Raw genomic sequence first — 10,647 nt, forward strand, 5'->3', positions numbered from 1 at the left:
CAGGTACGTAGGCACCGACCACGCCGGTTCCCGTGCCCATGCCGCCGATGGTCGCGCCGCAGGCGGCGTCCCCGACGAGGCCGATCCGCCCCTTGGACCAGGTGTCCACGTCCGCCCGGCTGATCGAGTCGAAGTACAGCTCCGGGGCCTGCCGCAGGGAGTCGAGGAGCCGCGGAACCTCCCAGCCGAGCCCGGCGAACGCATCGGCGATCAGGGCCTTCTGCTGCTCCGGGTCGCAGCGGTACGCCAGTTGGGGCGAGGCGAAGACAAAGAAGGCACCGGCCTGCGACGCGTCCTGGTGGCCGCCGCCGACAGCGGCGAACCGGCCCGGCGCGTTGTGGCCGACCGAACCTCGCCCGAGGCCCAGGTAGTCGGGCAGCTGCCAGGTGGCGGCGTAGTAGCCGAGATGGCGTACGAAGTTCTCCTCGGGGCCGAAAGCGATGCGGCGGACGTTGGAGTGCAGCCCGTCCGCGCCGATCACGAGGTCGAACTCCCGAGGCGCGCCGTGCCGGAAGGTGACCCGCACCCCTGCGGCGGTCTCGGCGAGGCCGGTGATCGAGTCGCCGAAGACGTACTCGGTGTGCGGGAGGCTCTGTTCGTAGAGCACCTGGGACAGATCTCCGCGGAGCACTTCCACCTCGCCACCGGCGAACTCGGCCGGAAGGTGCAGCAGTTGTCGCCCTTGCTCGTCGACGAAGCGCATCGGGCTGCCGCCGGTCTGGATCCGGCGCAGCTTGTCGAGTACGCCCATGCGCTCCAGCACGGTCAGATGCGTCTCGCCGCGGAAATCGACGGCCTGGCCGCCGGCGCGCAGGCCCGGGGCAAGCTCGACCACTGTGGGGCTGAACCCGTGGTGACCGAGCCAGCAGGCGAGCGCCGGGCCCGCGATGCCGGCACCGGAGATGAGGACGTTCTTGGTCATGGACAGCACTCCCCGCAAAACTGTGTCCGCTGGATACTGATTATTGATGTGTACCGTAGACACAGTTTTGAGGACCTGCAAGACCGCAGATGGGAGCGGCGAGATGAGCGACGAGCGGAGCCAGATGGCGCGACTGCTCTGGGACCCGCCGCCGAAACCCAGGCGGGGCCCCAAGCCGGCGCTGAGCCTGGACCGCATCGCGCGGACCGGCAGCGAGATCGCCGACACGGAGGGGCTGGCCGCCGTGTCCATGCAGCGGATCGCCGACCTGCTCGACGTAACCAAGATGGCGCTGTACCGGTACGTGCCGGGAAAGGCCGAGCTGGTCGCGCTGATGGTGGAGGCCACCATCGGCGAGGCCCCCCTGCCGGACGGACATCGCCGCGACTGGCGGGAGCAACTGGGCGACTGGGCCCGGCAGTTGGCCACCGTGTTCCACCGGCACCCATGGCTGCTCGACGCGACCGTCGGCCCGCGGATCATGGGCCCCAGGGAACTGGCCTGGATGGAGCAGGCCCTCGCCGCCTCGGACGGCACCGGCCTTACGGGCGCCGAGCGGATGGACGCGGTCGTCCTGCTGTCGGGCCACGTACGCGAGATCACCCAGCAGGCCCGCGCGGCCGGTCCGGCGGGCGCCCCCGAGGCACAACTCAGCGCCACGCTGGGCGAGTTGATGCGCGCGCACGGCGAGCGCTACCCCGCCCTCGCCGCCGCGCTGGCCTCGACGGCCAAGCACGGCGGGCAGGACGAGGCACTGGAGTTCGGCCTGCAACGCATCCTGGACGGCCTGGGCCTGCTCATCGCCGGGCGCGCCGGCTGAGTTGGGCGCGAGACGGCCAGGGCAGGGCGCGCCGCATCAAGCCAAGGGACGCTCCTCGGCCCGGGGCTGCTTCAGATCGGCGAGCAGGCCGTCGAGGGCCTTGCCGAGAGCTTCGGCGTTGGCCGGATCGAACCAAGTGGTACGGATGCGTTCGTTGTTCCCCTGCGGCGATTCATGCTCGGCCGCGAGCCGGCTCAGGGAGCGCGTCTCGTCGCCCAGGGAACGGCCGACGCCCTGGAAGAGGCTGCGGACGTAGCGCTCCGCGTCACCGGCCGCTATCCCCTGGTCGACAGCCCACGACGTGAGCGTGGCCAGGTACCAGTAGTGGGTGGTCAGCGTCCCCGTCAGCGCGGAGTAGACGTCGAAGGCCGCCTCGTCCGCGACCGGCTGCACCCCGCCCAACTGCTCGAAGAGCGCGTCCACCACCGGGTGGGACGGAAACGTCACCGTGACGGAGCGGCGTTCGCGTGCGGTGGGCAGCGGGATGGCCCGCACCAACGCGGCGTCGGTGGCGAGTATCCGGCGCATCTCGTCATTGCTGACACCGGCCATCACATTGACCACCGTCTTGGCACCGTCCACCGCAAGACCGGCGAGCGCTTCGTGCCGACGGGGTCCCGGTACGGCGATGATGACCACCTCGGAGCGGTCCACCACCTCCTGATTGTCGGCGCACACGCGTACGCCGTCGAAGCGCGCGGAGAGTTCCGCGGCCGTGCGGGCTCCCCGGGGAGAGAGGAACACCTCGTACGACGGCGAGACGCCACCCCCGTCGCACAGCCCCAGCACGATGGCCCGGCCGATCTCACCCACTCCTATGATGCCGATGCGCTTCACTGCGTCTTCCTCCCGTCGTGCGTGGTGCGCGCGGCGAGGGCGGCCCGGAGGAACTCGAGTATCTCCGTCCGCGCGGCCTCGGCCTGCTCCACAAGGCCCGGCATGCTGAGGAACGCGTGCCCCGCTCCGGGGTATTCGGTGAGCCGCGTCGGCGTCCCGGCGGCCTGCAGTCGTTCGGCGTAGCGGCGGCCGTGGTCGGCCACCGCGTCGTGGGTCGGCACCACCACGAGTGCCGGGGCAAGGCCCTTCAAGTCGTCTGCGTACAGCGGCGAGAGCGCGCGGGCGTCGACTCCCGGCGGAACGGCGAGCCGCTGGAACAGGCGCAGTTGGGGCTCGGTGAGCGTCGGGGTGTGTGCGTACTCGGCGACCGAGGGATGGTCGAACATCGTCTCGGTCACATCGACAGCGGGGTTGACCAGCACCTGCGCCTGCAGATGCGGACCGGCCTCTTTGGCCCGGATCGCCGCCAGGGCGCTGATCAACGCGCCGCAGCTCTCGCCGAACACGGCGGTCCGCGCCGGGTCGATGCCCCACTGCGCGGCGTGCTTCACCACGTGCTGGAGCACGTCCCAGCCGTCGGCGACGGCCGCCGACAGCGGGGTCCGCGGGTCGAGGAGGCGGTGCTCGACCGAGACGACGACCGCGGGCAGTCGGGCGGCGATGTGGCTGGTGACCCAGTCACACTGCACCGCCGTGCCCACGAATCCGCCGCCGTGCACGTGGAGCACCAAGGGCAGTTCGGTCCGGTCGGCGCCTGCGCCGTCGCGCCCGGGGGCCGGGCGGTACACCCGGACCGGGAGTTCACGGCCGGGCAGCGCCACGTCCTGCCAGTGAATCGCGGCACCGGGATCCGGTTGACCGGTGACCGCTCGCGCCGCGTCGGATGCCCGGACGCGGTTCTCCGCGTCGCGGTACGCGGCCAGCTCCTCGGCCGTCATCGCCAACCAGTCCGGCTCCGGCGGTCGTTGTACAGCAGTGACCTCACTCATGCCTTCTCCTCAGCCTAGAGAGTTACGCGACCTAAGGTATCGAAACCTAAGGTAGCGAAACCAGGTATCGTGGGGGAATGGCATCGCCCACATCCGCCAGACCGCCCGGTCGCCCCCGCGCCGGAGTCAATGACGCGGTGTTCGCCGCCACGCTGAGCACGGTCCACGAGCTCGGCTACGCGCGCGCCACCGTCGAACGCATCGCCGCCGCGGCCGGTGTCGCGAAGTCGACGGTCTATCGGCGCTGGCCGACCAAGGGCGCGCTGATCGTGGACTGCCTCCTGGACGCGTTCGGCCCGGCGCCGCTGGACGGCGCAGGTCGAGCCGAGCTCATGTCCTCGACCATCCGCTGGATCGCCGCGAAGATCGGCGAGCCCGGCGTGGGCGACGCGTTCGCCGGTGTGTTCAGCGACGCCGTCAGCGATCCGGCCCTGCGCGAGATCCTGTCCACGCGACTGCAGGACCCGTACCGGCTGGCACTCCAGGACGCGCTCGGCGAGCCGGAGAACCGGGTCCTGTTCTTCATCGACGTAGTGGTCGGGGTCCTGCTGCACCGGATGGGCATGACCGGTGCGCCGATGGCCGATGCCGATGTCGACGCGCTGGTCGCGATGGTGTTGGCGCACTTCACCGACAGCGCCGAGGTCGCCGACCGGGACTAGGCCGCACCGCCGGAGTCGGGCGGGGTAGGCCCACGCCTTGCGATATTCCTTGACACGAATATTCTCTATGGCGAATACTCATCTCCATGGACGCACTCCTCACCGCACTGGCCGACCCCGCCCGCTGGCGGCTCGTAAGCCTGCTGGCCGAGCGGCCCCGCTCGGTCGGTGTCCTCGCCCAGCTCGCCGAGGCGCGCCAGCCGCAGACGACCAAGCACCTGCAGACCCTTGAGCGCGCCGGCATCGTCAGCTCGCAGCGCACCGGCCAGCGCCGCATCTACGCACTCCGGTCCGCTCCCCTGCGGGACCTGGCGGCCGCGCTCAAGGGGCTCGCCGACAGCGCAGACCAGGCCGACGGTCCGCGCGGGACCTATGACCGATACGGGCTCAGCCTCCGCGCCGAGCGGCTCGCCGCGGAGGAGTCGGGGTGGGCCGACGGCCGTTCCTTCTCGTTCCTGCGGTCGCTGGCGGGGCGCCCCGAGCTGGTGTGGCGCCACCTGACCGAGGCTTCCCTGCTCGCCCGATGGTGGACGCCGGACGACCTCCGCGTCTCCGAGCTCGTCTTCGAGGCGCGTCCGGGCGGGCGGATCGTCAACGAGTACCGCGATGCCGAGGACGCCGACGGCTCGGACCTGACCGCCGGACGCGCGGAGGGAGTCGTGGACGACGTACGCCCCGGTGAGCGCCTCGCCTACCGGCTCTCCCCGCTCCTGCCCGACGGGAGCATCGCCTTCACCGCCTACGTCGAACTGAACCTGCGGCCCACCGAGACCGGCACGGACCTCGACGCCCGCTGGCGGATCACCGACAGCACGGTGGACTCCGCGGACTTCATCGCGGGCATCGAGATCGGCTTCGGCCAGAGCCTCGACAAACTCGCGGCGGCACTCGCCGCGGACGCGCACGACAGCGTAGGCACCAGCAGCGAAACCGACCCCCGCACCGACGACACCAGGAGCGCGAAATGACCGAGCAGAAGCTGACGGCCGGCCGACGGGTCGTCACCAACATGAGCCTCTCCCTCGACGGCCACTACGCCGCGCCGGACGACCCGATCGACATGAGCTGGGTCATGCCGTACGCCGTCACCGACGTCGCCCGCGACCACCTGGCCGCCCTCCGCGAGTCGGCGACGACAGCGCTGCTCGGGCGGGTCAACGCCGAGGGGTTCCTGGGCTTCTGGCCCACCGTCATCGGCATGGAGGGTGCCGACCCGCGCGACGAGGCCTTCGCCCAGTGGCTCGTCGACACCGACAAGGTGGTCCTCTCCTCCACGCTCGGCGAGGCGCCCTGGGAGCGGGCGACGATCGTCGACAAGCCGACCGCCGAGGTGGTTGCGGATCTCAGGGCCACGGAAGGCGGCGACATCCTCGTGCTCTCCAGCGCGAGCATCATCAAGGCGCTGCTGGCGGCCGACCAGGTCGACCGCCTCGCGCTCACCGTCTTTCCGGTCTTCCTCGGCGGCGGGCCGCGCCTCTTCGACGACGGTCTGCCGGCCGGGCAGTGGGAGCTCGTCAGCCAGACCGCGGGCGAACACGGCACGCTGGCTCTCGTCTACGACCGCGTCCGCTGATACCGGCTCAGTTGTGGCCGGCGGGCGGCTCGGCCGGGCGGAACGGGCCGTCGAGAGCCGCCCATTGGAGCAGCATGATGGTCTTGGCGTCGGCGATCGTGCCCTTGCGCACCATGGCGAGTGCGTCGGCGAAGGGCAGCTCGACGGTGGTGATGTCCTCGCCCTCGGCGGCGACTCCGGTCGCACCTGCGGGAGTGTCCGCCGGGTCGTAGTGGGCGGCGGCGTAGAAGTGCACGCGTTCGGTGACAGAACCGGGGCTCATGTAGACGTCGAAGACGTGCTCGGGAGCGCCGATGACGTGGCCGGTCTCCTCGGCGGCTTCGCGGCGGATCGCTTCCTGCGGCCTGTCCCCGTCGAGGAGTCCGGCGGCGGTTTCCAGAAGCATGCCGTCGGGGTGTCCGTTGACGTAGGCGGGGAGGCGGAACTGACGGGTGAGCAGCACGGTGCGGTGGTCGTCGTTGTGGAGCAGGATCGTCGCCCCGTCGCCGCGGTCGTAGGTCTCCCGCTGCTCGCGGCTGATGTGCCCGTCGCTGTGCTCGTAGTCGAAGGTGGTCTTGCGCAGGACGTACCAGTCGCAGGAGAGCACCTCCACGTCGCGGATCCGCACGCGCGGGTTGCCCGTCAGGCCGTGGCCGTGCCGGTCGAGGCCGGTGCGTCCGCGGCGGTCGGGGGTGTCGAGGCCTGCGGTCATCGGGCGGCCGGCACGTCGGCGAGGTCGGCGTAGACGTCCGTGCCCTGGGCGCGGGCCCGCGCAATCATCCGGTCCGCTCCCTCGGAGGGGCCGCCGATCCGCAGAACGGCGTCGCAGCGGGCGAGCAGTCGCTCGGCGACGGGGTGGAAGATCTCGTCGAACAGCGGGTCGCCGGGCCCGGTGCTCCCCGCGGTGTCCAGGAGCGGCAGGGCGAGGGCTTCGCCGGTGACGGGCAGGTGCCCGGCGCGGAAGAGGGCGAGGGCGCACTCGTTCATCGCCCGTACGTTGGCTTCGAGCTTGCGCGGGTCGTCGCCTGTGCCCGATCGGTAGGGACCTGCGACGAGGATCATCAGCGAGCGGGGATCGGCGGCCACGACGGCACACTCCTCAACATGGGGGCAGGGGCGGGGACTTGGGGTCACGCCAGGACGGTCTCGACGCCCGCATCGCGCAGGGCGTCCATGGTCTGCGGGCCGCTGGGGTGTGTGCCGGCGTCATCGGCGGCCCGGTCGGTGACGAAGCGGTCCACCGCGTCGAGCGGGGCGACCCGGCTGAAGGCGCGCACACCGAGCTTGGTCGCGTCCGCCACCGCGATGGTGCGGTCGCTCCGGGCGAGTCCGGCCTGTTTGACGGCGGCGTCATCCAGGGAGAACTCGGACCAGCCGTGCTCGGCGTGCACGCCGCCGATGGACATGACGAAGCAGTCGAAGGCCAGGGATTCCAGCGTGCGCAGCGCCAGCGGACCGACAAAGGAACGCTCACCAGGACGCGAGCGCCCGCCCACGACCAGGAGCTCGATCCCCGGCCGGTCGGCCAGGCAGACCGCGGCCTGCAGGCTCAGCACGGCGACCGTGAGCGGGGCCCGAGCCACCAGATGCTCGGCCACGTGCACCGTCGTGGTCCCCGCGTCGAGCAGGACCCGTGATCCGGGCTCGACCAACGCGGCCACGGCGCCGCCGATGCGGTCCTTGGTGGCGGCCTGCCACGGCTCACGCGCGAGGAATCCCGCGTCCTCGGCCCGCGAACGCGTCGCCACGGCCCCGCCGTGCACACGACGCACAAGCCCTTGACGCTCCAGCGCGTCCAGGTCCCTGCGCACGGTCATCTCCGACACACCCAGGCGCTGGGAGAGCTCCGACACGGAAACCCGGTCGGAGCCCTGCACCAATCGCAGGGTCAGGTCCAAACGATTGGCGACACCCATGACCCTTTTCTATCATCATGGTGTTCGAATGAACAATTGAGTGTGCGAACTGTGCCCGTGCAGCAGCTCGTGGTGGAGTTGAGCTGGGCGGCGCCGGTCAGACGGCGAAGACCTGGGAGTCGTCGGCGAAGGCCTTGAACTCGAGGGCGTTGCCGGCCGGGTCGAGGAAGAACATCGTCCACTGCTCACCGGTCTGGCCCTCGAAGCGGACGTAGGGCTCGATGACGAACTCGACGTCCGCGTCCGCCGCGCGCAGCCGCTCCGCGAGCTCTTTGAACGCGGGGATCGTCAGGATCAACCCGAAGTGCGGCACCGGGACGTCATGGCCGTCGACCGGGTTGTGCATGCGCTGCGCGCGCTCCGGTGCGAGGTGGGTGACGAACTGGTGGCCGTGCAGATTCCAGTCCACCCAGGTGTCCGCGCTGCGCCCCTGCTCCAGGCCCAGTACGTCGCCGTAGAAGCGGCGCGCGGCGGTCAGGTCGTCGACCGGCATGGCCAAGTGGAATCGCGGGATCGGGGAGTCGAGAACGGTCATCGGACTGCCTTCCTGCCGGGTGCCGGGAACCTACGACGTCACGCGTCGGGGCCCGCACCTTCTACTTGAGATGCGGGCCCCAACTGCAACTGCAAAGAGATATGCGCCGCCCCCTGGACGGCAATGCTCAATCCGCGGTCAGAGGCCGAACTCCTGCGGGGAGACGCCCAGCGCCGCGCACGCCTCGCGCAGGACCTGCTCCTCGGCCGGGGCGATGTACCCGTCCGCGCCGGCGACCACGAAGCCGGTCTGTACGACCGCCTTGGCCTCCATCGGCTTCTTCGCCGCCTTGGCGATCTCCTGCATGACCTGGGTCTTGCCCTGCTGGAAGTTGAGCGTCAACTGGTCGACGTGCTTGTTGAAGCGCTGGCGCAGCTGATCCGGCGGGAAGTTCTGCAGGACGTCGTTCTGCAGGATCAGGGACTCCACATGCTGCCGCTCGGCCGGGTCGACCGACCCGTCGGCCGCCGCGACCAGGGCGCACATGGCCATGCTGGCGTCCCGGTAGGCACCGCTCTTCAGCTCCGTCTTGAGGGAGCCCAGCTGGGACTTGAGCACGCCCACGAGCTGAGCCTTCGACCCGCCGCCGGACCCCGAACCCGACCGTCCGTGACCGCCGGAGCTCCGCGCCCCCTGCGACTGCTGCTGCAGACCCTTGGCCTGGTCCTTGATCCGGTCCCACATCGCCATCCGTGCCACCTCGGCTAACCGTTCGCTCGTCCGCGCGCCTTCCGCGCGTCCCTCTGCCAACGCCTTCCCACCCGCCGAAGTTCCATGGCCGCGCACGAATGGCCGCGCACGAATGGCCGCGCACGAAACCAGACGTGTGCGACGGGACCTGCGCGACTAGATCTGTGCGACGTCCTTGACGAACACGATGCCCTCGCTGTCCGCCAAGTGGGCCGGGTCGAGCGGGGCGTAGCCGAACCAGGGGGATACGCGCGGCGCGGGCCGCGTGGCGTCGAGGGTGGCGGCAAGCCGGGAGGCGTCGATGACGCAGTGGTCCTCGGGGAGCGCGTACAGGAGGCCTTCGACGGTGTCCGGCGGCGGCGTGTCCACTCCCTGGTGCCGGATCGTGCCCAGGGCCGTGGCCACGAAGGCGTACCCCTCGCCGAGCCGGGCGCTGACCAGCGCACCGGCGCCCCACCACTCCAGCGGCATCCCGCCCATCCGCATCGAGCTCTTCTGCCTCTGGAGATGGGAGTTGTGCGCGTGGACGAGTGCCGGGCCCCGGGCGGCGAGGGCGAGGAGGTTCTGGGCCATCATCTGGTCCCGCAGGCCCGCAAGGCGGGTCAGGCGGGCCGGTGAGGCGTCGGCCATCCAGTGGTGGTAGCGCAGCAGGCCGGTCGCGGTGCGCCCGTACAGGCACGCCCGATCCCAGTCGTCCCGCGAGGCCGCCGCGAGCAGGTGCGGCGTCTGCGCCTCGAGCAGGGCGACCAACTCGTCGGCGAGCAGCCGCAGTTGCCCGGCCTCGGCCGACTGTCCCACGGACCGGGACGGGTCCATCATCGCGGCGGGATCGGTCCACCGGTCGTCTGCGCCGAGCAGGCGGTCGAGCCTTTCCGCGGTGCAGGGGAGCAGGTCCGCGTCAACCTGGGCCGCGAGGTGGCCGTGGAGTGCGGTGAGGGCCTGCCGGGGGCTCGCTGCGTGAGTGATCTCCAGCGGGCCGTCGACACCGGCGAATCGGAGCCGGTCGGACGCGGGCCGGCCGTCGTGGTCCGCGCGAACGTTGTGGGCACGCATCCAGCGCACGAGTTCGCGGTTGGCCGCGGACGCGCCCCAGCCGTGGCTGAACCCGCGCTCCATGACCTCGTCGAGGGAGCCCGTGCCCGAGGTGACGTAGTCGTCCACGACCAGGCCCGTCATGCAGTCGCTCTCGATCGCGATCGTCCGGTAGCCCTCCTGCTCGACGAGCTGCCGGAAGAGGTCGTTGCGCAGGTCGAGCAGGGTGTCCTCGCCGTGGGTCGGCTCGCCCACGGCGAGCAGCCGGGGCCGGGTCGGCAGCAGTTTCATGACGGCTGTGGCTTCGACGGCATGGGCGATGTCTTTGAGGTCAGTAGCCATGCCTTCAACGCTATCGTTGAACTTTCGGTTGAAACTTTTCCGCGATATCGACAGGACCATGGGAGCAAACCTTCAAAGCGGAGAGCAGCTCAGGCCGATCGACCTGGCGCGCGGGCACGGTCTGTCCACGCAGGCCGTCAGGAACTACGAGGAGGCCGGCATCCTTCCGGCCGCAGGCCGCACGGCCCACGGCTACCGCACCTATACCTCGCTGCACGCGAGGGCCCTGCGCGCGTTTCTCGCCCTGGTGTCCGGCCACGGCCACCAGACGGCGACGTCGATCATGCGGGCCGTGAACCGGGGTGCGGGGGGGGGGGGGGGTGGGGGCGAGCGCCCCCGCGCGCAGCGCT

The 10,647-nt window shown here is 70.9% G+C and carries 14 protein-coding genes; 5 read left to right on the top strand and 9 right to left on the bottom strand.

Going from position 1 to position 10,647, the window contains the following annotated elements:
- On the bottom strand, nucleotides 1–922 hold a 922-nt coding region (locus ACFWY6_RS24500; protein ID WP_384694116.1), incomplete at its 3' end, for an FAD-dependent monooxygenase.
- A 103-nt stretch (nucleotides 923–1,025) separates the two neighbouring features.
- On the opposite strand from ACFWY6_RS24500, the gene ACFWY6_RS24505 reads away from it, so the two are divergent.
- Complete coding sequence (locus tag ACFWY6_RS24505) at nucleotides 1,026–1,742, top strand: TetR/AcrR family transcriptional regulator (RefSeq protein WP_384694119.1); 717 nt, start codon at nucleotides 1,026–1,028, stop codon at nucleotides 1,740–1,742.
- A 36-nt stretch (nucleotides 1,743–1,778) separates the two neighbouring features.
- On the opposite strand, the gene ACFWY6_RS24510 is transcribed toward ACFWY6_RS24505, so the two are convergent.
- Together ACFWY6_RS24510 and ACFWY6_RS24515 are read right to left on the bottom strand one after the other, a co-directional pair.
- Nucleotides 1,779–2,579 (bottom strand): NAD(P)-binding domain-containing protein, encoded by an 801-nt coding sequence (locus ACFWY6_RS24510; RefSeq protein WP_384694122.1) that lies wholly within the window; start codon nucleotides 2,577–2,579, stop codon nucleotides 1,779–1,781.
- Nucleotides 2,576–3,568, bottom strand: a complete 993-nt coding sequence (locus ACFWY6_RS24515; RefSeq protein ID WP_384694125.1) for an alpha/beta hydrolase — start codon at nucleotides 3,566–3,568, stop codon at nucleotides 2,576–2,578. The genes ACFWY6_RS24510 and ACFWY6_RS24515 overlap by 4 nt, the downstream gene beginning before the upstream one ends.
- 77 nt (nucleotides 3,569–3,645) lie before the next feature.
- Here ACFWY6_RS24515 and ACFWY6_RS24520 point away from each other — a divergent pair, with 77 nt between their 5' ends.
- The 3 genes from ACFWY6_RS24520 (at nucleotide 3,646) to ACFWY6_RS24530 (ending at nucleotide 5,803) form a co-directional block, all read left to right on the top strand.
- Nucleotides 3,646–4,230 (top strand): TetR/AcrR family transcriptional regulator, encoded by a 585-nt coding sequence (locus tag ACFWY6_RS24520; protein WP_384694127.1) that lies wholly within the window; start codon nucleotides 3,646–3,648, stop codon nucleotides 4,228–4,230.
- A gap of 86 nt (nucleotides 4,231–4,316) precedes the next feature.
- Nucleotides 4,317–5,198 (top strand): metalloregulator ArsR/SmtB family transcription factor, encoded by an 882-nt coding sequence (locus tag ACFWY6_RS24525; protein WP_384694130.1) that lies wholly within the window; start codon nucleotides 4,317–4,319, stop codon nucleotides 5,196–5,198.
- Nucleotides 5,195–5,803, top strand: a complete 609-nt coding sequence (locus ACFWY6_RS24530) for a dihydrofolate reductase family protein (protein ID WP_384694132.1) — start codon at nucleotides 5,195–5,197, stop codon at nucleotides 5,801–5,803. The genes ACFWY6_RS24525 and ACFWY6_RS24530 overlap by 4 nt, the downstream gene beginning before the upstream one ends.
- A 7-nt stretch (nucleotides 5,804–5,810) precedes the next feature.
- On the opposite strand, the gene ACFWY6_RS24535 is transcribed toward ACFWY6_RS24530, so the two are convergent.
- The 6 genes from ACFWY6_RS24535 to ACFWY6_RS24560 all read right to left on the bottom strand — a co-directional run bounded on the left by ACFWY6_RS24535 (nucleotide 5,811) and on the right by ACFWY6_RS24560 (nucleotide 10,297).
- Nucleotides 5,811–6,494: an NUDIX domain-containing protein gene (locus ACFWY6_RS24535; RefSeq protein WP_384694134.1), complete on the bottom strand. Its 684-nt coding sequence runs from the start codon at nucleotides 6,492–6,494 to the stop codon at nucleotides 5,811–5,813.
- Nucleotides 6,491–6,844, bottom strand: a complete 354-nt coding sequence (locus ACFWY6_RS24540; RefSeq protein WP_384694204.1) for a DUF4406 domain-containing protein — start codon at nucleotides 6,842–6,844, stop codon at nucleotides 6,491–6,493. Before ACFWY6_RS24540 ends, ACFWY6_RS24535 begins: the two co-directional genes overlap by 4 nt.
- 68 nt (nucleotides 6,845–6,912) lie before the next feature.
- Nucleotides 6,913–7,698 carry a DeoR/GlpR family DNA-binding transcription regulator gene (locus ACFWY6_RS24545; protein ID WP_384694137.1) on the bottom strand — a complete coding sequence of 262 codons (786 nt, stop codon included), beginning with the start codon at nucleotides 7,696–7,698 and terminating at the stop codon, nucleotides 6,913–6,915.
- Nucleotides 7,699–7,795: 97 nt separating this feature from the next.
- Entirely contained in the window at nucleotides 7,796–8,233 is a 438-nt protein-coding gene (locus tag ACFWY6_RS24550) for a VOC family protein (RefSeq protein ID WP_384694140.1), read from the bottom strand.
- A gap of 138 nt (nucleotides 8,234–8,371) precedes the next feature.
- Nucleotides 8,372–8,923: a tellurite resistance TerB family protein gene (locus ACFWY6_RS24555; RefSeq protein ID WP_360769092.1), complete on the bottom strand. Its 552-nt coding sequence runs from the start codon at nucleotides 8,921–8,923 to the stop codon at nucleotides 8,372–8,374.
- 156 nt (nucleotides 8,924–9,079) lie between these two features.
- Entirely contained in the window at nucleotides 9,080–10,297 is a 1,218-nt protein-coding gene (locus ACFWY6_RS24560) for an erythromycin esterase family protein (protein WP_384694143.1), read from the bottom strand.
- Between the two features lie 58 nt (nucleotides 10,298–10,355).
- On the opposite strand from ACFWY6_RS24560, the gene ACFWY6_RS24565 reads away from it, so the two are divergent.
- Nucleotides 10,356–10,647: MerR family DNA-binding transcriptional regulator (locus ACFWY6_RS24565; protein WP_384694145.1), on the top strand; the 292-nt coding region annotated here is incomplete at its 3' end.

This window comes from Streptomyces sp. NPDC059037 (genome assembly GCF_042740015.1).
Taxonomy (GTDB): domain Bacteria; phylum Actinomycetota; class Actinomycetes; order Streptomycetales; family Streptomycetaceae; genus Streptomyces.